The organism is Micromonospora sp. NBC_00821, from assembly GCF_036347035.1.
In the GTDB taxonomy this organism is placed as follows: Bacteria; Actinomycetota; Actinomycetes; order Mycobacteriales; family Micromonosporaceae; genus Micromonospora; species Micromonospora hortensis.
Genome location: NZ_CP108880.1, coordinates 808,197 through 830,385, shown reverse-complemented (window position 1 = coordinate 830,385; position 22,189 = coordinate 808,197). Strand labels below are relative to the sequence as shown.

General features: G+C 72.0%; 21 protein-coding genes. 12 read left to right on the top strand and 9 right to left on the bottom strand.

Annotated features, from left to right (window positions below; genetic code table 11):
• Positions 1–36: 36 nt before the first annotated feature.
• Positions 37–579 (bottom strand): TetR/AcrR family transcriptional regulator, encoded by a 543-nt coding sequence (locus OHB44_RS03920; RefSeq protein ID WP_266303782.1) that lies wholly within the window; start codon positions 577–579, stop codon positions 37–39.
• Positions 580–845: 266 nt separating this feature from the next.
• On the opposite strand from OHB44_RS03920, the gene OHB44_RS03915 reads away from it, so the two are divergent.
• Positions 846–1,337, top strand: a complete 492-nt coding sequence (locus OHB44_RS03915; protein ID WP_330439644.1) for a winged helix-turn-helix transcriptional regulator — start codon at positions 846–848, stop codon at positions 1,335–1,337.
• Between the two features lie 5 nt (positions 1,338–1,342).
• Here the strand turns inward: OHB44_RS03915 and OHB44_RS03910 are convergent, their stop codons facing one another.
• The gene (locus OHB44_RS03910; protein ID WP_266303785.1) at positions 1,343–2,224 is read right to left on the bottom strand and encodes a helix-turn-helix domain-containing protein; all 882 of its coding nucleotides are present in this window, start codon (positions 2,222–2,224) and stop codon (positions 1,343–1,345) included.
• 132 nt (positions 2,225–2,356) lie between these two features.
• Between OHB44_RS03910 and OHB44_RS03905 the strand changes: the two genes are divergently transcribed.
• Complete coding sequence (locus OHB44_RS03905) at positions 2,357–3,223, top strand: oxidoreductase (protein ID WP_238683725.1); 867 nt, start codon at positions 2,357–2,359, stop codon at positions 3,221–3,223.
• Here OHB44_RS03905 and OHB44_RS03900 read toward each other — a convergent pair.
• On the bottom strand, positions 3,220–4,689 hold the full coding sequence (locus tag OHB44_RS03900; protein ID WP_330439643.1) for an MFS transporter: 1,470 nt from the start codon (positions 4,687–4,689) through the stop codon (positions 3,220–3,222). The two genes, OHB44_RS03905 and OHB44_RS03900, sit on opposite strands and share 4 nt — an antisense overlap.
• A 211-nt stretch (positions 4,690–4,900) precedes the next feature.
• On the opposite strand from OHB44_RS03900, the gene OHB44_RS03895 reads away from it, so the two are divergent.
• Complete coding sequence (locus OHB44_RS03895) at positions 4,901–5,380, top strand: winged helix-turn-helix transcriptional regulator (protein WP_210785683.1); 480 nt, start codon at positions 4,901–4,903, stop codon at positions 5,378–5,380.
• A 126-nt stretch (positions 5,381–5,506) separates the two neighbouring features.
• Here the strand turns inward: OHB44_RS03895 and OHB44_RS03890 are convergent, their stop codons facing one another.
• Genes OHB44_RS03890 through OHB44_RS03870 form a run of 5 tightly spaced genes read right to left on the bottom strand, consistent with a single transcriptional unit; the run spans position 5,507 to position 12,883 of the window.
• Entirely contained in the window at positions 5,507–7,720 is a 2,214-nt protein-coding gene (locus OHB44_RS03890) for a glycoside hydrolase family 27 protein (RefSeq protein ID WP_330439642.1), read from the bottom strand.
• A gap of 46 nt (positions 7,721–7,766) precedes the next feature.
• Positions 7,767–9,854, bottom strand: a complete 2,088-nt coding sequence (locus OHB44_RS03885; protein WP_330439641.1) for an alpha-galactosidase — start codon at positions 9,852–9,854, stop codon at positions 7,767–7,769.
• Positions 9,851–10,672 carry a carbohydrate ABC transporter permease gene (locus tag OHB44_RS03880; protein ID WP_196920834.1) on the bottom strand — a complete coding sequence of 274 codons (822 nt, stop codon included), beginning with the start codon at positions 10,670–10,672 and terminating at the stop codon, positions 9,851–9,853. The genes OHB44_RS03885 and OHB44_RS03880 overlap by 4 nt, the downstream gene beginning before the upstream one ends.
• Positions 10,669–11,586 carry a carbohydrate ABC transporter permease gene (locus OHB44_RS03875; RefSeq protein WP_238683732.1) on the bottom strand — a complete coding sequence of 306 codons (918 nt, stop codon included), beginning with the start codon at positions 11,584–11,586 and terminating at the stop codon, positions 10,669–10,671. Before OHB44_RS03875 ends, OHB44_RS03880 begins: the two co-directional genes overlap by 4 nt.
• A gap of 1 nt (position 11,587) precedes the next feature.
• Entirely contained in the window at positions 11,588–12,883 is a 1,296-nt protein-coding gene (locus OHB44_RS03870; RefSeq protein ID WP_330439640.1) for an ABC transporter substrate-binding protein, read from the bottom strand.
• 159 nt (positions 12,884–13,042) lie between these two features.
• Between OHB44_RS03870 and OHB44_RS03865 the strand changes: the two genes are divergently transcribed.
• The 8 genes from OHB44_RS03865 to OHB44_RS03830 all read left to right on the top strand — a co-directional run bounded on the left by OHB44_RS03865 (position 13,043) and on the right by OHB44_RS03830 (position 20,185).
• Entirely contained in the window at positions 13,043–13,789 is a 747-nt protein-coding gene (locus OHB44_RS03865) for an SDR family NAD(P)-dependent oxidoreductase (protein WP_330439639.1), read from the top strand.
• A 35-nt stretch (positions 13,790–13,824) separates the two neighbouring features.
• On the top strand, positions 13,825–14,535 hold the full coding sequence (locus OHB44_RS03860) for a FadR/GntR family transcriptional regulator (protein ID WP_330439638.1): 711 nt from the start codon (positions 13,825–13,827) through the stop codon (positions 14,533–14,535).
• Positions 14,532–15,677 (top strand): galactonate dehydratase, encoded by a 1,146-nt coding sequence (gene dgoD, locus OHB44_RS03855; RefSeq protein ID WP_238683735.1) that lies wholly within the window; start codon positions 14,532–14,534, stop codon positions 15,675–15,677. Before OHB44_RS03860 ends, dgoD begins: the two co-directional genes overlap by 4 nt.
• Entirely contained in the window at positions 15,671–16,510 is an 840-nt protein-coding gene (locus OHB44_RS03850) for a hypothetical protein (protein ID WP_330439637.1), read from the top strand. The genes dgoD and OHB44_RS03850 overlap by 7 nt, the downstream gene beginning before the upstream one ends.
• A 10-nt stretch (positions 16,511–16,520) precedes the next feature.
• The gene (locus tag OHB44_RS03845; protein WP_330439636.1) at positions 16,521–17,141 is read left to right on the top strand and encodes a bifunctional 4-hydroxy-2-oxoglutarate aldolase/2-dehydro-3-deoxy-phosphogluconate aldolase; all 621 of its coding nucleotides are present in this window, start codon (positions 16,521–16,523) and stop codon (positions 17,139–17,141) included.
• The gene (locus tag OHB44_RS03840; protein ID WP_330439635.1) at positions 17,138–18,079 is read left to right on the top strand and encodes a sugar kinase; all 942 of its coding nucleotides are present in this window, start codon (positions 17,138–17,140) and stop codon (positions 18,077–18,079) included. The genes OHB44_RS03845 and OHB44_RS03840 overlap by 4 nt, the downstream gene beginning before the upstream one ends.
• Positions 18,080–18,099: 20 nt before the next feature.
• Positions 18,100–18,981: an SMP-30/gluconolactonase/LRE family protein gene (locus OHB44_RS03835; RefSeq protein WP_330439634.1), complete on the top strand. Its 882-nt coding sequence runs from the start codon at positions 18,100–18,102 to the stop codon at positions 18,979–18,981.
• A gap of 100 nt (positions 18,982–19,081) precedes the next feature.
• Entirely contained in the window at positions 19,082–20,185 is a 1,104-nt protein-coding gene (locus OHB44_RS03830) for a major royal jelly family protein (protein ID WP_238683740.1), read from the top strand.
• A 123-nt stretch (positions 20,186–20,308) separates the two neighbouring features.
• Here the strand turns inward: OHB44_RS03830 and OHB44_RS03825 are convergent, their stop codons facing one another.
• Positions 20,309–21,064, bottom strand: coding sequence for a dienelactone hydrolase family protein (locus tag OHB44_RS03825; protein ID WP_330439633.1), 756 nt, complete (start codon positions 21,062–21,064; stop codon positions 20,309–20,311).
• Between the two features lie 152 nt (positions 21,065–21,216).
• On the opposite strand from OHB44_RS03825, the gene OHB44_RS03820 reads away from it, so the two are divergent.
• Complete coding sequence (locus OHB44_RS03820) at positions 21,217–22,179, top strand: SDR family oxidoreductase (RefSeq protein ID WP_238683742.1); 963 nt, start codon at positions 21,217–21,219, stop codon at positions 22,177–22,179.
• The last annotated feature ends 10 nt before the right edge of the window (positions 22,180–22,189 follow it).

Genomic DNA, 22,189 nt, shown 5'->3' with positions numbered 1-22,189 from the left:
GAGTGGGCCGCCGAGGCGGCCCAGCATCGGGGTCGGTCAGGGGTGGCGAATGCCGGCGGTCAGGGCGCGAGCCCATGGCTCCGCGACCTGCTCCAGGCCGGCGGTCACGATCAGGTGACACAACTGGCCGTACGCGAAGAACTGCTGCACCTGCGCGTCGCTGGCCCGGGCCCGACTCTGCACGAAGGTCGCGACCCGCCGGTAGCCGGCCCGCACCGCCTCGGCGACCTCCGGGATGTCAGTGACGGCCTGCGCCTGCACCTGGAAGAGCAGCAGGTCGCGATCGGCGATCAGCTCCGCGTAGGCACCGCCCATGGCGTCGAGGATCTCCTCCGGGCTGTCACCCCCGGCGCGCTCCGCACCCGCCTCGATCGCGTCGGCGATCCGGTCGAAACACGCCCCCGCTGCCGCCACGAACAAGCCGAGCTTTCCGGAGAAGAGCCGGAAGACGTACGCCTCGGAGATGCCGGCGGCGGCGGCCACGGCGGTGACCGGGGTGGCGTGGAAGCCGGCGCGCGCGAACACCGACACTGCGGTGTTCAGGACGGTGACCCGGCGGGCCTCGGCGGTGGATCGCATGTTTGTAAGTGTGCACTCACAAACAAGTGTCGTCAAGTCCGCCGCCCTGCCATCCCGTCCGCCGCTCGGCCACCAGCGCCCATGCGGTCGCGAGGGCGCGGTGCGGTCGTCGGGGGCGCGGCGTGTCGTCAGGGGGCGATGCGCAGTCGCCGGATCGCGGTGTCGTCGTAGTCGCTGAAGCGGTACCGGAGGCCGGCGAACGGGCTGCCGGGGAAGTCACCGGTGATCGTCGCGGTCACCACGGTGCCGGCCGGAGTGTCCTCCGCTTGGAGGACCGCGAATGCCCGCTGTCCAGCGCGCTCGGCCACGTGGGCGAGTGGTGGACGCTGCTGATCCTGCACGACGCCTTCGACGGCTACACCCGGTTCGACCAGTTCCAGGCCAACCTGGGCGTGTCGTCCAGCATCCTGACCAGCCGGCTGAAGACCCTCACCGGGCAGGGGTTGCTCGAACGTCGCCGTTACCAGACCAGGCCCGACCGCTACGAGTACGTCCTCACCGACCTCGGCCGCAGCCTGCGGCCCGTCGTCGTCGCCCTCGCCGCCTGGGGTAACTCACGCCTCGATCCGAGCGAGCGCAGCATGATCCTCGTCGACCGGACCACCGGGGTGGAGGCCGACCCGGTGATCGTGGACCGCCGCACCGGCCGCCCGCTCGACGACGTCGACTTCGTGTACGCCGCCGGCCCGGCCGCCAGCGAGGCCATGCGCAAACGCTACGACCACCTCCCCACCCAGGTAGCCCCGCAGCGGCCCTGACCGGCTCACTCCAGCGGATAGAGGCGCGCCGGGTCGCCGGGCCGGAGGCTGTCCGGCGTGTCGTCGGCGCTACTGGCGGCGATCGAGCCGAGCAGCGCCAACGAGCGGGCCGACTCCGTACCGGGCTCGGCGTGGTAGATCACCAGTAGCTGCCCGTCGGCGCCCGCCACCGCGAGCTTGTCGCAGTACAGGTCGAGGTCGCCCACCTCAGGATGGTGCAGCCGGCTGACGATGCCCTCCCGCCGACGCACCTCGTGGCGCGCCCACAGTTGCCGAAAGCAATCGCTCTTGAGTGACAACTCGCCCACCAGAGCCGTCAACCGTGGGTCGTCGGTGGCCCCGCCCGAGTCGGCACGCATCTGCCCCACGACGCCCTGCATCGCCTGCCGCCAGTCGCGGAACAGCTCTCGCTCGGCCTCGTCCAGGAACACCGCCAGGAGTCGGTTGGCACCCGGGGCGAGATTCGGCGACAGCGCCCTCGCCATCGGGTTCGACGCCAGGATGTCGAGGTAGCGATTCTGCACGAAGGCCGGCATGGAGAGCTGCCGCAGCAGGTGCAGGATGCTGGCCGGGACCCGCTCGGCGGCCGGTCGGGACGCACGGCGCGACCGCGCACGGCTCAACCCGATCATGTACGCGGTCGCCTCCGGATCCAGCCGCAGCACTCCGGCGAGGGCGTCGAGGACCTGCACCGAAGGGTGCCGCTCGCGACCCTGCTCCAATCGGAGGTAGTAGTCGGCGCTGATGCCGGCCAGCATCGCCACCTCCTCACGCCGCAGTCCCGGCACCCGTCGTAGGCCCACGCCGGGGCCGAGCCCGACGTCCTCGGGCCGGGTCTGCTCCCGGCGGGCGCGCAGGAAGTCGCCGAGCGGGTTCGTTGCGTCCATGCCACCGACGGTAGATCGCCGGGCGGCCCGGTGACTGGCTGTGTCACTACCAGGAACAGCTCGCCCTGCCGCCCGGCCGGCTGCCGGCGGACAGTCGACGCGTACCTACTGCGATCACGGATAGAGGATGAGATGAGCGAGAACCTTCCCGGCGGTGCCCTCACCCCCGCTGACGGCCTCACCCTGAGCCGGATGGGCTACGGGGCGATGCAGTTGGCCGGCCCGGGTGTCTTCGGCCCGCCCCGCGACCGCGAGCAGGCGCTCGCCGTGCTCCGCGAGGCCGTCGACCTGGGCGTCCGGCACATCGACACCAGCGACTTCTACGGGCCCGTCGTCGTCAACGAGCTGATCCGCGAGGCACTCCACCCGTACCCCCAGGGTTTGCACCTCGTCACCAAGGTCGGCGCGCGCCGCGGCGCCGACCGCTCCTGGATCCCGGCTCTGGAGCCGGACGACCTCAAGGCCCAGGTACGGGAGAACCTGGAACACCTCGGCCTGGACGTGCTCGACGTGGTCAACCTGCGGGTAGGCATGGCCGAGGGCACCGGCGACGCGCCGCTCGGTGCGCAGTTCGCCGCCCTGGCAGAGCTGCGGCAGGAAGGGCTGATCCGGCACCTGGGGCTCAGCAACGTGACGCTCGACCAGCTCGACGAGGCGCAGGCCATCGCGCCGGTGGTCACCGTGCAGAACCTCTACAACCTCGCCAACCGGCGGGACGACGCCCTGGTCGACAGGTGCGCGGAGGAGAACATCGCGTTCGCGTCGTTCTTCCCGCTCGGCGGGTTCACGCCGTTGCAGTCCGACACGCTCGACGACGTGGCCGCCCGACTGGGCGCCTCACCGCAGCAGGTCGCCCTCGCCTGGCTGCTCCAGCGCTCCCCCACCACGGTGCTGATTCCCGGCACCTCCAGCCTGGCGCACCTGCGGGAGAACATGGCGGCGGCCGACCTGAAACTGCCGACCGACGCCGTCGAGGAGTTGGACGCGTTGGCTTCCTAGTGCTGGTGCGGCCGGTTGCGGATCAGGGTGACCGCCAGCACCGCGGTGACGAGGAAGACGACGCCGTTGACCCGCAATCCGGCCTGGACACCGGAGGTCAGTGCCTCGGCGATCGCCGCCCGGACCGGGTCGGGCAGTGGTTGGCCGCCGTTGGCGCCGGAGGCCACCGCAGCCTGCACGGCGGTGCGGGTGGGTTCGCCGATCTGGTGCGCGGCGAGCCGGTCCGGCAGGTCGGCCACCATCGTTGTGGTGAGGAGCGTGCCGAGCACTGACGAGCCGAGCACCGAGCCGACCTGGCGGGCGGCGTTGACAGCGCCGGAGGCCATGCCGGCCTGGGCGGGCGAGACGCTGGCCAACGCCGCCGCCGTCGCCGGGGCCACCACCAGACCGCCGGCCGCCCCGAACAACGCGAACAGTGCCCAGCGGTCACCGAACGACGTGGTCGGCCCCTGGTTCGCCAGCGCGAAGCTGGCCACCGCACCGAGGACCAGGCCGAGGGTCAACGGCGCCTTGAATCCGGTACGACGAATCGCGCGCCCGGCACCGAAGGCGACCAGCACGTACGCCCCGAAGAGCACCAGCATCCGCCAGCCGGTGTCCAGCGGGCTGAGCGCCTGGGCACGTTCGTGGAAGAGGACCAGCAGGATCGCCACACCGGTGAAACCGAACAGCGACACCGCGGCGACGACCATGACGGCGCTGAACGACGCGGACCGAAACAGCCGCACGTCGAGCATTGGCGCGCTGGCCCGCAGCTCGACCAGCACGAACGCGACAAGTGCGACGACTGCGACGACCCAGCCCGTCGACACCACCGGGCTGGTGTAGCCGACCTTGCCGCCCTGGATCAGCGCGTAGACGGCTGCCGCGATGGCGACGGTGCCCAGCAGCAGGCCGGGCACGTCGAGTCGGGCGGCGCTCGGCCGGGACTCGGCCACCCCGACGATGGCGACGACGAGGGTGACCAGACCCAGCGCGATCGTCGACAGGTAGACGCTGTGCCACTGGTAGTGCCGCAGCAGGAAGCCTGCGATGAGCGGGCCGATCGCGAGGCCGATGCCGGACGCCGCCGACCACGCGGTGATGACCTCGGTCCGTCGGTGCGGGTCGGTGAAGGTCGCGCCGAGGATCGCCAGACTGTTCGGCAGGATCAGGGCCCCGCCGAGGCCGGCGACCAACTGCCCGACGATCACCCACGCGACGGTCGGAGCGCCAGCCACGACGGCCGCGCCGGCGATCATCGCGACGACCCCCGCGCCGAACATGCGCCTTCGCCCGTAGCGGCTGCCCAGGGTGGCCGCGGACAGCACGACGCTCGCCACCATCAGGGTGTAGGCGCTGGGGATCCAGACCAGAGTGGTGGGGTCGACCCGCAGGTCCCGCTGGATCGTGGTCAACGCGGAGACCGTCGCGGTGATCTGAAGGAACGTGATCATCGCGCCCAGGCACATGGCGATCAGGGTCACCGGGCGGGACCCACGCACCGACGAACGAGCGGTCGCGGCCGGTCCTGGTGGGTTCTTCCCGGTTGGGGTCGCTCCGGGTGGGGTTGGGGCCGTGGCGCTGGTCGTCACTGAAGATCCTTCAGGCTGGTGATCTGACTTGCGTATGCTGAAGTCAGCGCAACCCAGTGAAGCGCCTGGCTAGCATCTACGCAAGCCAGGTAGGCTGGGGGGCATGGAGGACCTCCGAGACGATCGCGATTCCTGGACGAGCGAAAACTGCTCGGTGGCCCGGGCGATGGACATCGTGGGCAGCAGGTCGACGGTCCTGATCATGCGCGAGGCCCTGCTCGGCACGCGCCGCTTCGACGACTTCGTCCGCCGGGTGGGCGTCGGCGAGCCCGCCATGGCCGCCCGCCTCAAGGAGATGGTCGCCGCCGAACTGCTCGAACGAATCCCCTACCGGGAGCCCGGGCAGCGCACCCGCCACGAGTACCAACTCACCCGCAAGGGCCGCGAACTCCTGCCCGTCATCACCGCACTACGCAACTGGGGCGACACCTGGGCCGCCACCGACACCGGCCCGTCCGTCGTCGCCACCCACCACGACTGCGGCGAGCCGATCCGCGCCGTGCTCCGGTGCGCCGCCGGCCACGAGATCGCCGACGGCGACATCGACATCATCGCCGGCCCGGGCCTCGTCCGGCGCGACTGAAACCCCTGACCACGACCGGACCACCGCACTGCCACCACTGGAGGCCGTGTTGGTGCTGGCCGAGGCGGCAGCCGAGTCACGCTGGCGGGGTGGCGGGCCGTCAGGTCGACGGCCCGCCACCGTGAATCAGAGGGTGACCTGGTGCACCCGGTCGTCGACGCCACGCACCGCCAGCCAGGCGCTGCCGTTGGCACCGGCGGCGGCCCCGGGCGCACCCCGGAACGCGTCGGTGGCGAACTCACCGCGTCGGAACCAGCCGCCCCAGGCCCCGTCGGCCAGGTTGCGCTGCCAGAGCCGGTTGTCGGCGGCCAGCGCGAACAGGTAGACCCGGCCGGAGGTGGCAAGCAGTGTCGGGCTGCCGCTGGTGGTACCGCCCAGGTTGGTCCAGGCCGACCAGGTGGTGCCGGTCCGGCTGCTCCACCACACCTCGTCGGTGCGGCTGCGGACCGCCACGTGCAGCACACCGGCCTCGTCGACGACAGCGCTCGGCCGACCGTAGAACGGCCGGTTCTCCGGAGCCCCGACGCCGGTCCAGCCGGCGTTCGGCGTACGCGACCAGAGCTTGCCGTCGGCACCGCGGGCGACGAGCGTCCACTGCGTCGGACTGGTCCAGGCAACCGTCGGCGCGTCGGTCAGCGTGCCGCCGAGGCTGCGCCACGGTCCCCACCCGCCGGCCACGTAACTGCGCTGCCAGGCGGCGTTGTCGGTGCCACGGACGAAGACGTCGAGCCGCCCGTCGGCGGAGCCGTACGCCGCCGGCTGACCGAGGATCCGGCCGCCGACCGGGCCGCCGAGCGAGGTCCAGCGCGTGCCCCACGTCGTACCGGTGCGGGTGTTGACGGCCAGCGCACCGGAAGCGTCGCGAACGAAGGCGGTGGCGTGGGTGTCGCCCACCCGGACCAGCGCCGGGCTGGCGCTGGCGGTGCCACCGAGGTCGGCGCCGGCGACCTGGTCGGCGCCGGTCAGGCCGAGCATGGCCACCCCGTGCGCCGGCACCTCGACTGTGTACGAGCCGGTGAACGGCTGTACGCCGGGGGTGCCCGGCTGGGCGTCCACGTTGGAGCGGGACCACAGGTCACGGACCCTGACCGACCCACCGAGGGCGACGTCGGCGAAGTTCACTGTGATCCGCTGGGCGCTGTCGTGCCGGTTGAGCAGCGCGACGGCCCGCTTTCCGGAGCCGGCGAGCACCTTGCTCCACACCTGCGCGTCGGTGCCGGTGTCGGCGACCTTGACGCCCTGCCGGACCAGCGGGTCCTGGTCCACCGCGATGATCTCCGGGTTGGTCAGCGCCGAGATCATCTCCTTCGGCAGGCCACGCGGGTCGGAGCCGATCACCAGCGGCGCGGCCATGATGGCCCACATGCCGAGCTGCGTCTTGGACTCGTCAAGGCTCAGCTCGTACCCGCCGTCGGGCAGCGGGCGCATCGGCAGCAGGTAGTCCGGGTCGTTGTAGTGCCCCGGCCCGGTGGCCGCCGGGTGGTACGCGTTGACGTCCATGTTGCGCAGCACCCACGGGTACGCCCACTGCGGGGACGGGTCGGTGAGCCCCACGTCTGTATACGTCCGCCAGGAGTCGGCGATGGTGGGCGCGTACGTGTAGCTCCAGGTGGAGAGCTGCTCCGGGGTGTACGGGCCGCCGCCCCAGTCCGAGCTGACCGGGTTGCAGATGTTGAGCAGCATCGGTCGGGGCGACTGGCGTACCGCCTCGGCCAGTTCCCGGAAGGTGGTCTCCGGGTCGAGGCCGGCGGCCCGGCCGCACAGCCAGTCGGCCTTCAGCGCGTCGAAGCCCCAGCCGGCGAACTGGGCGATGTCCGCCCGGTAGTGGCCGTTGCTGCCGAGCCCACACTGCCCCGGCAGGTACGGGCCAGCGTCGGTGTAGATGCCGGCCTTCATCCCCCTGCTGTGGATGTACGCGGCCAGCGCCGCCATCCCGCCGGGGAAGCGGGCCGGGTCGGCGACGAGCTGACCGGCCTCGTTGCGCGGGGTGGGCGCGGCCCAGTTGCCGTCGATCCACACGTAGGTGTACCCGGCGTCCCGCAGGCCACTGTTGACCATGTAGTCGGTGACCGACCGTACTTCGGCCTCGGTGGGGTCGCCACCGAGACCGAAGTAGGTGTTCCAGCCCTGGTAGGGCGTCGGGGCGAGGCCGCTGTTGAAGAAGGTCGGCGCGCCCTGGTCCTCGGCGCCGGTGGCCGCCGGGGCGTGACCGGGGCGGCCGGGTCCATGGCCGGCCGGTGGCGGGTCGGCGTGGGGTGGGCCGGCCATCGCCGGCATCGGGCTGGCCAGGCCCAGGCCGAGCACGGCCAGGGCTGCGGTCATCTGTCGGTTCAGGCGCATGGAGGTACTCCTGTCCCTCGGGGGTGGGGGTGGTGGTGCTCCGAACTCAGTCGCGGGTCAGCACGATGAGGTCGGCGTCGTGGGTCGCGCTCCACCGCACGGGCAGGCCGACGGTGGCGAGGTGGCTGCCGGAGTAGTGCCGATCGCCGTGCGAGTAACGGGCCGCGGGGTCGAGGCCACGAAGGGGCAACCGGACCGGGCGGGACGGAAGCAGCCCCGCGCCGTCGAGCCGACCGGTGTGCCAGGCGAGCACGACGATCTGGTTCTCGTCCGGCGCGGAGTACTGCACCGCGCAGCGGGCCTGGTCGGGGCCACCGATCAGGTGCACCTCGCCGTGCGTGACGACGTCCCGGATCTCCTTGTAGCGGGCGATCCAGCCGGCCGCCTCGGCCCGCTCGGCGGGGGTCCACGACCGGATGTCCGCGCCGATGCCGAGCACACCGGCCATCGCCAGGACGAATCGGAACGCCAGCGACCGGGGGCGGGTGTCGAACAGGCCGGGCGCGTCGGTGACCCAGGAGCTGAGCAGGTGTGGGGCGTTGGCGTGCAGGAAGCCGTACTGGATGGCCAGCCGGTCCAGTGGGCCGGTGTTGTCGCTGGGCCAGAAGACGTCGGCCCGGGCGGCCATCGCCAGGTCGGTCCGCGCACCTCCCCCGGCACACGCCTCGATCAGCACACCGGGATGGTCCCGGCGCAACCGCTCGTAGATCCGATGCAGGTTGGCGACGTGCGCGCCGTCCAGGTCGAGGGGGCCCAACCCGCCGGACCGACCCGGCTCGGTACGCGGCCTGTTGAAGTCCCACTTCAGGTAGTCGATGTCGTACCGGCGCAGTAGGCCGTCGACCGTGGAGTGGACGAACTCGGCGACCTCCGGCCGGCCCAGGTCGAGCAGGTACTGGTTGCGGATCGGGGTGAGCGGTCGGCCGTCGACGGAGTAGACCCAGTCTGGGTGCTCGGCGTACAGGGATGACTTCGGGTTGACGCACTCCGGCTCGACCCAGAGCCCGAAGTTCAGCCCGAGGGCGCGGACGTCGGCGATGAAGGTGTCGAACCCGGCCGGGAACTTCGCCGGGTCGGGCGTCCAGTCGCCCAGCCCGGCGGTGTCGTCGTCGCGGCCCACGAACCAGCCGTCGTCCACGACGAACGTCTCCACGCCCAGCTCGGCGGCGATCCGGGCGAGCGCGAGCTGACTCTGCGCCTCGACCGCGAAGTAGGTCGCCTCCCAGGAGTTGTAGAGCACCGGGCGGGGGCTGAGCCGGTCGCCGGCCAGCGACCGCTGGTGGGTGTGCCAGACCCGGGCCAGCCCGTCCAGGCCGTCCGGGCTGTACGCCCCGGTGGTCACCGGCAGTGCCAACCGCTCGCCGGCGGCCAACTCCAGCGGCCCGTCGACCAGCTGACGGCCGACCCGGACGCGGGTCAGGCCGCCGGTGTCCCGCTCGGCGCTGATCTCCCACGAGCCGGTCCAGGCCAGCGCCATCCCCCACGCCGGACCGGCCGGCTCCGCCGTGTCACGCACGGCCAGCCAGGGCACGTGCAGATGCCCGGGTACGCCCTGGGAGCTGCCGATGCTGAACGCGCCGTGGCCCAGCTCGACGTGGGAGAGCTGGAACTCCTGCTCCCACTGGCCCCACTGGTGGCTGAGCAGCGCGCCGTGCGGCGTCGGTACGCAGAACCCGCCCGATCCGGCCCGGACGACCCGCAGCGCCTCGCTGCCGTCGTTGGCCAGTTCGACCCACCGCTGCACCACGTCGGTGCCGACCGGCACCCGGTAGTGCACTGTGGCGCGCAGCCCGGTGACCGGGTCGGCGAACTCGACGGCCAGCTCCCGCTGGTCGGCGTCGACCCGCGCGTCGGTGTGCACGAAGCCCACCCGGCGCTGCCCGTTCGAGGTCTCGATCACCAGGTCGGCGCCGGTGAACGGGCGGTCGGCGTCGGTGGCGTACTCGATGGGGGCCGCGTCCCCGGCGGTGAGGAACGGGACCGGGCCGTCGTAGGCGACCGGCGAGGGCCCGTCGGAGACGCCATGCGGCCCCCACGCGACAAGTTCCAGCCAGCGGCCGTGCGCCGGCACCGTCACCGTGTACTCGGTGTGCGTGCCGCGCAGCGTCCAGCGCTGCCCGGCCTCGGCGGTCACTTCACCGCTCCGAGCGCCAGGCCAGAGACGAAGTGCCGCTGGAAGCGGAGGAACACCGCGACGGTGGGCACGGCCGCGATGACGGTGCCGGCGGCGATGACGTTCCAGGACGAGACGAACTGGCCCTGGAGGGCGAGCAGCGCCGGGGTGACCGGCATGTTGTCATCGGTACGCAGCACGGTGATCGCCCAGAGCAGGTCGTTGAAGATCCAGGTGAACGACAGCGCCCCGAGGGCGGCCAGCGCGGGTCGGGTCAACGGCAGCATCACCTTGGTGAAGATCTGCGCCGTGCCGGCGCCGTCGATGGTGGCCGCCTCCTGGATCTCGCCCGGCAGGTCCCGCATGAAGCCGTGCAGGACGAACGTGTAGAAGCCGAGCCCGAAGCCGACCTGCACCGCGATCAACGCCCAGAGCGTGTCGTACAGGCCGGTCAGCTCGCTGAACTTGGCCACCGGGATGAGCAGGATCTGCGGTGGGAGCAGGTTGCCGGCGAGCATCAGCAGCAGGATCGTGCGCCGCCCGGGGATCCGGAAGCGACTCAGCGCGAACGCGGCCATCGCTGCCAGCCCCAGGCTCAACGCCACCGACGGGACGGTGACCAGCATGCTGTTGATCAGCGCGCGCAGCTCGCCGCCGTCGGTCCACGCCTGCCGATAGGTGTCCAGTGTGAACGACCGGGGCAGGCTGCCCACGCCGTGCGCGGCGATGTCGTCGAACGACCGGGTGGACATCACCACCACCCAGAGCACCGGGCCCAGCCAGAGCAGCGAGAGCAGGATCATGCCGGTGTGGAAGGCCCCGGTACGGAGCTTGTTCATGACGCTTCCTCCCGGAACGCGCGGACCAGGTAGCCGAGGATGACGGCCAGCGCGAGCACGAAGATCACGACAGCGATCGCCGAGGCGTAGCCCAGCCGCAGGCTCTGGAACGCGGTCGAGTACATGTAGGTGCTGAGCAGCTCCGACGAGTGGTACGGCCCGCCCTTGGTCAGCGACCAGACGATGTCGAACGAGCGCAGCGAGTCGATCACGATGACCGACAGCACCACTGCGTTGACCCCCTTGAGCTGGGGAATCGTGACGTGCCGTAGCCGCTGCCAGGCGCTTGCGCCATCCATCCGGGCCGCCTCGTGCAGGGCCGGGTCGATCGCCTTCAACCCGGCCAGGAACAGCACCATCACGTACCCGATCTGCCGCCACAGCGCGGGCAGGATCACCGCGTACAGGGCGGTCTGCGGGTCGGCGAGCCACGGCCGGATCAGCTGTTCCAGGCCGACGGCCCGCAGCAGCGTGTCGGCGACGCCGTCGGGCTGGTAGAAGACCCGCCAGACCAACGCGGTCACGACCAGCGAGAACACCACAGGGGTGAACAGCGCGGCCCGGTAGAAGCCGACAAAGCGCCGCTCCTTCTGCAGGACGAGCGCCATGCCGAAGCCACCCAGCACGGAGAGGCCGCCGAAGAGCACCAGCCAGATCACCGTGTTGACCAGCGCGCCCCGGAAGGTGGCGTCGCCGGCCAGCTCGACGTAGTTGTCGGTGCCGACGAAGGTCGGCGGTGTCATGCCGTCCCAGCGGGTGAGGGAGAACCAGAAGCCCTGGATCGCCGGCCAGAAGACCCAGACGCTCTCGACAGCGAACGGCACGAGGACGAACGCCACCAGCAGCGGCGACAGTCGAGCCGACCGTCGCCGCCGGGTGGGGGTGACCGAGGTCGTGGAGATCGTTGCTGTCACGTCAGCCCTTGAAGACCTTCTCGGCGCCGGCCTGCCACTCCCGCAGGATCGCGTCGATCTGGTCCGGCTTGTCGATGAACTTGGTCAGCGCGGTGTCCGCTGTCGGCTGGAGCGCGTCGCTGGAGTCGCGGTTGAAGAACTGGGTCAGCTCCTTGGCCTCGTCCAGCATCGCCTTGCCCTTGACCACCAGCGGCGAGTCCGACGCCTTGGCCTTGGGGTTGGCTGGCAGCACGATGCCGGAGCTGGCCTTGACGTACGCCTCCTGGGCCTCGACCCCGGAGAGGTAGCTGAGCAGGGCCTTGGTGCCGGTCGGGTTGGCGGTCTTCGCGCTGGCGAAGAAGCCGTCGGTCGGCGCCTCCTCGGCCAGCGGCACCGCCGGGTCGATGATCGGGAACCGGAAGAAGTCCAGGTCGCCGAGTGCGTCCTTGGGTGCGGCGTCGGCGAAGAACGTGCCGATCAGGAACATGCCGGTCTTGCCGGCCAGCAGCGCGGTGGTCGCCTCCTGGAACGGGTACGCCTTGCCCTTGGGGTCGAAGTAGGGCAGGGCCTCGCGCCAGCGGGTGAAGACCGCCTTGACCTTCGGGTCGTCGAAGCGCTGCTTGCCGGCGAGCAGCTCGCGGTGGAACGGCGCGCCGTTGATCCGGATGTTCAGGTAGTCGAACCAGGCCGAGGCCACCCACGGGGTGTCGCCGAGGCCGATGCCGATCGGCGGGACGCCCTTGCTCTTCAGCGTCTCGCACAGCGCCAGGAACTCGGTCCAGGTCTTCGGCTCCTGCACGCCCCACTTGGCGAAGTTGGACTTGCGGTAGAAGAAGCCCCACCAGTAGTTGTTCATCGGCACGAAGATCTGCTTGCCGCTGGCGTCGGTGGAGAGCGTGCGCAACGACTGGGGGTAGTCGTCCAGTGACTTCCACACCTCGGAGACGTCCAGCAGCAGGTTCTTGCTGGCGTAGTCGTTGGCGACCGAGCCCGCGTACCAGGTGTAGAGGTCCGGCGGGTTGGCCGAGGTCAGGTAGGTCGGCAGCTGGGTCCGGAAGGTCTCCGAGGCGATCGTGTTGAGACTGGCCGTGCCCTTGCCCTGCGCGTTGAACGTCTCGATCAGCTTCTCCATCGCCGCCTTGGCCTGCGGCGAGGAGAGGTTGGACTGGATGGTGATCGCGCCCGAGCCGTTGCTCGTGGTCGGCCCACTGGCGGAGCTGGCGCACGCGCTGAGGAACGAGCTGGCGCCGAGCGCGCCCAGGCCGGCGAGCCCAAGGTGGCCAAGGAATCGCCGGCGACCGGGGTCGAAGTCGCTCACGGAGGTATCCCTTCCTTTACGACACTCAGCGTCACCGCGCGATGTGTCGACCATGTGAATGCTGTGACGAGAAGGTTGCATCGGCCGTCGCCGACTGTCAAGATATCTTCGTAATTAATGATTAGACGAGACCAAGGCGAGGGCCAGGTGGATCAGCTTATGCGCCGGCTTGAGGGCAAGAACGCGCTGGTCACCGGTGCGATGGGCGGGATCGGTGCGGCCATCGCCCGGCGACTCGCTGCCGAGGGGGCAGCGGTCGCGCTGCTCGACGTGGCCGACCCGGCACCGTTGGCCGAGGAACTGACCAGGCGAGGCGACCGCGCACTGTCCGTAGTGGGCGATGTCAGCGACGAGGCCGACTGGACGGCCGCCGCGAGCGCCGTACGGGACCGCCTCGGCCCGGTCGACATCCTGGTCAGCACCGCGTACGCCGTGCGGGTCGCCCCGGCGCACGAAACCAGCCGGCAGTCCTGGGACCACCAGCTCGGCGTCAGCCTCACCGGCTCGTTCCTCGGCGTCCGCGCCTGCCTTGACGACCTGCGGGCACGCTCGGGCGCGGTGGTGCTGATCTCCTCGGTGCACGCGCTGGTCGGGTTGCCCGGCCGGCCCGCGTACGCCGCGGCCAAGGGTGGCCTGGTCGCGCTCGGCCGCCAACTCGCCGTCGAGTACGGCCCACAGGTCCGGGTCAACACGGTGCTGCCCGGGCCGATCCTCACCGCCGCCTGGGCCGACGTGTCCGAAGAGGACCGCCAGCGCAGCATCGCGGAGACCGTAGCGAAGCGCTTCGGCACACCGGACGAGGTGGCCGCCACCGTCGCCTTCCTCGCCTCGCCGGACGCCGCGTACGTCACCGGCGCGAGCCTCGTGGTGGACGGTGGCTGGACAGCGGTGAAAGCCTCGGCCTGAGAGATCGATACCGACCAGCGAAAAGGCCAGGAGCATTGGCACAGTACGCACGCCGCGGCGTCCACGGGCAGACCGTCGAAGCGATCGCCCGTCGCATCCTCACCGGCGAGATCGCCGCCGGCGCGACGCTGAACATCGTCGCGTTGCAGGAGGAGTTCGACGTCAGCCTCACCGCGCTCCGCGAGGCGCTGAAGGTCCTCTCGGCCAAGGGCATCGTCGACGCCCGACAGAAGCGCGGCACCTTCGTCCGACCCCGTGCGGACTGGAACCTGCTCGACGGTGACGTGATCCGCTGGCAGTTCGCCGAGGGCACCGACCAGCGGTTGCTCGACCAACTGCACGAGGTGCGCGCCATCATCGAGCCGGCCGCCGCACGGCTGGCCGCCACCCGCGCCACCGAGGACGACCTGACCGCCCTCGACCGGGCGCTGGCCGAGATGGCCCAGGCCAACGGTGATCCCGCCGCCGCCATCGCCGCCGACCTCGCCTTCCACCGCGCGCTGCTCACCGCCACCCACAACGAGCTGCTGGAGCGGATGGAGGTGGTGATGGAGACCGGGCTCGCCGAACGGGACCGGCTGGTGCACGGTGGCAGCCCCCACGACGACCCGGTACCCAGCCACCGCGCGGTGGTCGACGCGCTGCGCGACCGGAACGAGACGGCGGCCGAGACCGCTATGCGTCAGTTGCTGGACAAGGCCGTCCGCGACGTCGAGAAGGCACGGGGACGAAGGGGCAGTCAGTGAAGATCGAGCGGATCGAGACCTTCCTGGTCGCGCCACGGTGGTTGTTCTGCCGGGTGGAGACCGACGACGGGCTGGTCGGGTGGGGTGAGCCGGTGGTCGAGGGCCGCGCCGAGGTGGTGCGCGGCGCCGTCGAGGTGCTCTCCGAGTATCTGATCGGTGCGGACCCCCTGCGCATCGAACAGCACTGGCAGGTGCTCACCAAGGGCGGCTTCTACCGGGGCGGCCCGATCCTCTCCAGCGCGGTCGCCGGCCTCGACCAGGCGCTCTGGGACATCGCCGGGCAGGCGTACGGCGCGCCGGTGCACGCGCTGCTCGGCGGGCACGTACGCGACCGGGTACGGATCTACTCGTGGATCGGCGGGGACGAACCCGGCGAGGTGGCCGACGCCGCCGCCGCGCAGGTCGCCGCCGGCCTCACCGGGGTCAAGATGAACGCCTGCGGCCGACTCTCGCCGATCCCCACCTCGGCCGAGGTGGACGCGGTCATCGGCCGGGTGGCCGCCGCCCGTGAGGTGCTCGGCCCCGACCGGGACATCGCCGTGGACTTCCACGGTCGCGCCGGAATGGCCGCCGTCCGCCGGATCCTGCCCGAGCTGGCCGCCCTGCGCCCGTTCTTCGTGGAGGAGCCGGTCCTGCCGGACCAGGCTCACCACCTGCGCGACATCGTCGCCAGCACGCCCATTCCGGTGGCCACCGGCGAGCGGCTCTACGGTCGGTCCGAGTTCCTCGGCCCGTTGCAGGCCGGGGTCGCCGTGGTTCAACCGGACCTGTCGCACGCCGGTGGGATCTCCGAGGTCCGCCGGATCGCCGCGCTGGCCGAGACGTACGGCGCGCTGCTCGCCCCGCACTGCCCGCTCGGCCCGATCTCCCTGGCGGCCAGCCTCCAGGTGGCCTTCGCGACGCCGAACTTCCTGATCCAGGAGCAGAGCATCGGCATCCACTACAACGCCGGCTCGGAGTTGCTGGACTACCTGATCGACCCGGAGCCGTTCCGGTTCGTGGACGGGCACATCGCCCGCCTCGACCGGCCCGGTCTGGGCATCACCGTCGACGAGACGGCGGTCCGCAAGGCCGCCCAGACCCCACACGCCTGGCGCAACCCGGTCTGGCAGCACGCCGACGGGTCCTTCGCCGAGTGGTGACCGGCACGCGGCCGGTGGCCCTGCGAGTGGCGTACGACGCGGCGCACGGCGGTCGGTGGACGAGTCTGCGCGGCGGCGGCCGGGAGTGGCTGTGGCGTGGCCCGGAACCCGGCCGGCACGAGGTACGCCCCGACGGCGCGTTCGTCGACGCCGGCGGTCTGGAGGAGTGCCTGCCCACAGTGCGCGGCGAGCCCGACCACGGCGAGGTGTGGTCGCGGCCGTGGCGCGACGGCGGCCCCGGCACCGCGGTCCTCGAGCGGCCGACGTTCACCCTCACCCGCCGGATCACCGACTCCGCCGGCGTGGTGGCGGCCGACTACCTGTTGGCCGCCGACCCCGGGTACCGGTTCGTCTGGGCCGCGCACGCCCTGCTCGACCTCTCCCCCGCCGCCCGCCTCGACGCGCCCGCCGGCACCCCGACCCGGCTGCACCCGGAGGCCGCCGCGCTCCTGCCACCGGGCGGCTGGCCCGCCGGCGAGCCATGGTTGACCGGGCCGTGGCCGGCCCCGGCCGGGCTGACGCTGGACACGTTCGGCAGGGACGACGGGACGGCGCTCGGCGCGGTGCTGCTCGACTGCGCCCGGGTCCAGGTCATCGACGGAGCCGACCGGCTGACTCTGGAGCTGGAGTGCGCCGACCAGCCCCGCGGCACCGCCCTCTGGCGCAACCTGGGCGGCTGGCCGGCGAACGGCCCCTACCGCAGCGTCGGCATCGAACCGATGCTCGGCGCGGCCTTCGACCTGGCCGACGCCGGCCCCTCCGACGCGGCGGTCGTCCCGCCCACCGGCGAGGTCACCTGGCGACTCACCATCTCCGCCCACCGCGACCACTGAGGACACCGGAATGAACCTGCTCGACGAGCTGCGTACCCATCGACTGTTGGCCATCGTGCGCGGCCCGGACCCGGACGCCGCGCTGACCGCCGTACTCACAGTGGCCGAGAGCGGCGTCGCACTGGTCGAGGTCTCGATGACCAGCGCCGACGCGCTCGGTGTCATCCGCCGCGCCCGGGCCGCCCTCGGGCCCGACTTCGCCCTGGGCGCCGGCACCGTGCTCAGCGTCGAGGACGCCCGCGCGGCGGCCGACGCGGGCGCCGGTTTCCTGGTCACCCCGGCCATCGCGGCGAGCCTCGCCGAGGGCGGCCGGCTCGGGCTGCCGGTGCTCGCCGGCGCCCTCACCCCCACCGAGGTGGTGCGGGCCAACGACGGCGGGGCCACCGCGATCAAGCTCTTCCCTGCCTCACTTGGCGGGCCCGACTACCTCGGCGCCCTGCGCGACCCGTTCCCCGGTACCGCGTTCGTGCCGGTCGGTGGTGTCGACGCCGACGGTGCTCGGCGCTACCTCGACCGGGGCGCGACAGCCGTCGGCGTCGGTTCGCCGCTGCTCGGCGACGCCGTCCGAGGCGGCGACACGACGGCGCTGCGCGAGCGCGCCGCAGCCTTCCTCGCGGCGGTCCGGCCATGACCGACCTGCTCACCCTCGGCGAGACGATGGCGGCGTTCCGCACCACCGGCCCACTGCGACTGGGCGGCACCGCCGCAATCTCCGTCGCCGGATCCGAGTCGAACGTGGCGATCGGCGTGGCCCGGCTCGGCCACCGGGCCGCCTGGGTCGGCGTCACCGGCGCCGACGAGCCCGGTGAGCTGGTCCGCCGTACGCTGCGCGCCGAGGGTGTCGACCTGACCTGGTCCCGGGTCGACGCGACCGCCCCCACCGGCCTGATCCTCTTCGAGAATCGGGTCGCCGACATCAACCGGGTCACCTACCACCGCGCCGGGTCGGCCGGCTCGCGGCTGGGCCCGGCCGACGTGACCCGGGCCTTCGACGCGCCCGGGTCACCACCCCGGCTGCTGCACGTCACCGGCATCACCTGCGCGCTCGGCGCCGAGCCGTACCAGGCGGTGGTGGAGGCCGTGCGGCGCGCCCGCGTCGCCGGCAGCACGATCTGCCTGGACGTCAACCACCGCAACCGGCTGTGGTCGGTCGCCGAGGCCGCCGCCGCGCTGCGCCCGCTGCTGCCCTCGATCGACCTGGTGGTCGCCTCCGACGACGAGTTGGCGGTGCTGACCGATGCGACCGATCCGGCCTCGGCGCTACTCTCGGCCGGCGTCACCGAGGTCGTGGTCAAGCACGGTGCCGATGGAGCGACCAGCCACAGCGCGACCGGTGCCATTCACCGTCCAGCCCGGACGGTGTCGGTGGTGGACACCGTCGGCGCGGGCGACGCCTTCGTCGCCGGGCTGCTCTCCGGCTGGCTCGACGGCGTCGACGCGTCGGCCCGACTGGACCGGGCCGTCACCACCGGCGCGTTCGCTGTCGCCACCCGGGGCGACTGGGAGGGCCTGCCCGACCGGGCCGAGCTGGCGCTGCTCGACCACGGCCCCGGCGGTACGGTCCGCTGACGACCCTTTGGAGGAGCACCATGGAGCTGACCGAGCCGACCGTCTGGAGCACCGACCGGCTGGAGTTGGGTGAGGGCCTGCGCTGGGTCGACGACCGACTGGTCCTCGTCGACCTGCTGGCCGGGCGGCTGTTGGAGACCGACGGCGACGCCCCGAACCCGCTGCGGGAGCTACGCCACCTCGACGTGCCGCTCGGCGCTGTCGCCCCGGTGACCGACCGACCCGGTGAATGGCTGGCCGCCGCCGGGACCGGCGTCGCGGTGCTGCCCGCCACCGGCGACCCCCGACCGGTCGCCGAACTGGTCGCCGACGCGCCCGAGCCGACCCGGATGAACGACGCGGTCGCCGACCCGCACGGCCGCTTCTGGGCCGGCAGCATGACGTACGCGATGGTGCCCGGCGGGGGCACCCTGTTCCGCCTCACCCCCGGCGCCGAGCCGGTCCCCGCGGTGACCGGGCTGACCATCCCCAACGGGCCGGCGTTCGACGCGACCGGCACCACGATGTACCTGGCCGACACCCCGCGCGGCGAGATCGACCGGTTCACCGTCGACCCCGCCACCGGTGACCTGAGCGGGCGGGAGCCGTTCCTGCGGTTGTCCCCCGCCGACGGCGGGCCGGACGGCATGACGCTCGACGCGGCCGACCACCTCTGGATCGCGTTGTGGGGCGGCTCCGCGGTACGCCGTTACCGGCCCGACGGCACCCTCGACCGGGAGATCCGACTGCCGGCCAGGCAGCCGGCCGGCATCTGCCTGGGCGGCCCCGACCTGCGGCGACTCTTCATCGGCACGGCCCGGGTGGGGCTGGACTCGGCGGGTCCGCAGGACGGCGCGCTACTCGCTGTGGACGTCCCGGTGCCCGGCCTGCCCGCAGCGCGGGCCGGCGCGCCAGCGAGCTGATCGGAGGCATACCGGACGCCAGGGCGGGAACAACCGCACCGAAGCGCCGTAACAGCCGACCGGTAGGGAGCGAGCCGATGAGCACCGTGGGGCGGACGTCATGAACGGGCCGGTCGGCGACGAGCCGATGGGCGAACTGGAGCTGGTGCACACCTTCACCGGCCCGATGCCGACCGGGGTGAGCGTCTCGCACCGGGGCCGGATCTTCGTCAACTTCCCCAAGTGGGGCGACGAGGTGCCGGCCACAGTCGTCGAGCTGCGCGACGGTCAGGAGATGCCCTACCCCGACCAGGCCTGGAACGACCCGTCCGGCGACGACGACGCGGGCGCGTTCGTCTCGGTGCAGAGCATCGTGGTGGACCCGGCCGACCGGCTCTGGGTGCTCGACACCGGCAGCCCGATGTTCCAGCCCACCAAGCCGGGCGGCCCCAAACTGGTCCGGATCGACCTGGACACCGACACGGTCGCCCAGGTGATCACCTTCCCGACGGACGTGGCGCTGCCGACGACGTACCTCAATGACGTCCGCTTCGACCTGCGGCGGGGCGAGGCGGGGGTCGCGTACATCACCGACTCCGCCGACTCCGGGCCCAACGGGATCATCGTGGTGGACCTGGCCAGCGGGGCCTCCTGGCGGCGGCTGCACGACCACCCGTCCACCAAGGCGGAGCCGCTGACGTCGTTCCGGCCGGTGGTGGAGGGCCGACCGTTCCTCGAACGGCCGGCCGACGGCCCGCCGAAGCCGGTGAGCATGGGCTCCGACGGCATCGCCATCTCCGCCGACGGCGATCGGCTCTACTACTGCCCGCTGGCGTCCCGACGACTGCACAGCGTGTCCACCGAGGCGCTGGCCGACCCGGGCGTCACCCAGGAGGCGGTCGCCGCGACTGTCGTCGACGAGGGCGACCGGGGCACCGCCTCGGACGGGTTGGAGAGCGACGACGCGGGGCGGCTCTACCTCACCGCGTACGAGCACAACGCGGTGCTGCGTCGACTGCCCGACGGCGAGTACGAGACGCTGGTGCACGACCCGCGACTGCTCTGGCCGGACACCATGTCGGTGGCCACCGACGGGTACCTCTACGTGACCGCCAACCAACTGCACCGGCAGCCGCAGTACCAGCGGGGCAAGGATCTTCGGCGCAAGCCGTACGCGCTGTTCCGCACCCGCATCGACGCCGGCCCGGTGCTGCTGCGCCGCTGAGCGGCCGTCGCGCCCGTCAGCGCAGTTTCGCGCCGATCTTGCAGATTCTGTCGCGACAAAGCAGGTCTAAGCCGGCAATTCGACGACACAAAGTGCAAGATCGCGGAGCGGGGGCACAGCGGGTCAGCTGACGGGCAGGGTGCGGTTCAGGAGGTCGAACAGGGCGGCCCAGTGACGTTCGGTGGCCTGCTCGTCGTACGCCGGGGTGTCGGCCATGGTGTAGCCGTGGTGCGCCCCGGCGTAGACCTCGGAGCGGTAGCGCACTCCGGCGGCGTCGAGCGCCTCCTCCAGCGCGGCGATCTGCTCGGGCGTCATCGACTGGTCGGCGTCGGCGTGCCCGAAGTACACCTCGCCGGTGATCGAGGCGACGCCCCGGTGTGGGCTGTCCGGCGCCTCGGTGACGATCCGCCCGCCGTGGAAGCTGGCGATCGCGGCGATGCGGTCCGGGTGCGCCTCGATGGCCCGCAGCGCGTTCGTGCCGCCCATGCAGTAACCGGTGATGGCGACCGGACCCGGTCGGACGTCGTCGCGGGCGGCCAGGAAGTCGAGGAACGCGGCGGTGTCCCGGCTGATCACCTCGGGGGTCAACGCGCCGACCAACGGCATGATCTTCTCGAAGAGCGCGCCGCGCTGGTCGGCCTCGCCGAGCCGGGACAGGTCGAACAGAGGTGCCCGACCGGCCCGGTAGAACAGGTGAGGCGTCAACACCAGGTAGCCCCGGGCGGCGATTCGCTCGGCCATCTCGACCAGGCGCGGGCGCGGCCCGAAGGCGTCCATGAAGAGCAGCACCGCCGGGAACGGGCCGTCGCCGTCCGGTCGGGTCAGACTCGCGTCCGCCACTCCGTCACCGGTCGGGATGTCCACCGTCGTCGTCAGCACCGTGCCTCCTCGTACGCCGATCTTGGTCCGTTCGGAACGTTACTCGCCGGGCCGGCGAGTCCGGCACCGGTCCGTCAGGCAGGGACTACCGATCCCTGGACAAGACCACCCTGGGCGGTGGCCGAAGTCTGACCCAGTGTTGGTGGCGACCAATGAAGGACACCGTTGACCTGGGGGTTGTCGTGCTCGACCTGACCGTTCCAGAACTGACCGGAAAGCTCGCCGTGGTGACCGGCGGCAGCGACGGGCTGGGTCTCGGCCTGGCCACCCGGCTGGCGCGCGCCGGTGCCGAGGTGGTGCTGCCAGTCCGCAACCCGGCCAAGGGCGCCACCGCGCTGGAGGCCGTCCGGGCCGCCGCGCCGGGTGCCGTCGTGTCGACCCGGCCGCTGGACCTCGCCTCGCTGGGGTCGGTGGCCGCGCTGGCCGACACGCTGCTCGGCGAGGGCCGACCGATCCACCTTCTCATCAACAACGCGGGCGTGATGACCCCTCCCACCCGACATGCCACCGCAGAGGGCTTCGAGCTCCAGTTCGGCACCAACCACCTCGGCCACTTCGCGTTGACCGGACGGCTGCTGCCGCTGCTCCGGGCGGGGCAGGCCCGCGTCACCACGATGTCGAGCAGCGCCGCCCGCTCCGGCCGGCTGGACTGGGGCGACCTCCAGAGCAACCGCAGGTACGCGCCGATCCGCGCCTACAACGCCTCGAAGCTGGCCACCCTGCACTTCGGGCTGGAACTCGACCGGCGCAGTCAGGCCGGTGACTGGGGCATCGTGAGCAATGTCGCCCACCCGGGCACCACCATGACCAACCTGTACGCGTCCGGCCCCAATCTGGGCCGCAGCCGCCCCTCGCTGCACCACTCGATCATGGGTCGACTGGCCCACTGGGGGATCCTGGTGCATTCGGTGGATGCTGGGCTGCTTCCTGCCCTGTACGCGGCCACCAGCCCGCAGGCGCAGGGCGGCCGGTTCTACGGCCCGGACGGTCTGGGCCAGTTCACCGGCGCACCAACCGAGTTGACCGTCTACCGCTCGGCGCGCAATACCGACGACGCCGCCCGGCTCTGGGCCGCCTCGGAGCGGCTGGTGGGCGTCGAGTACCCCGGCAACTGACTGGGCGTCC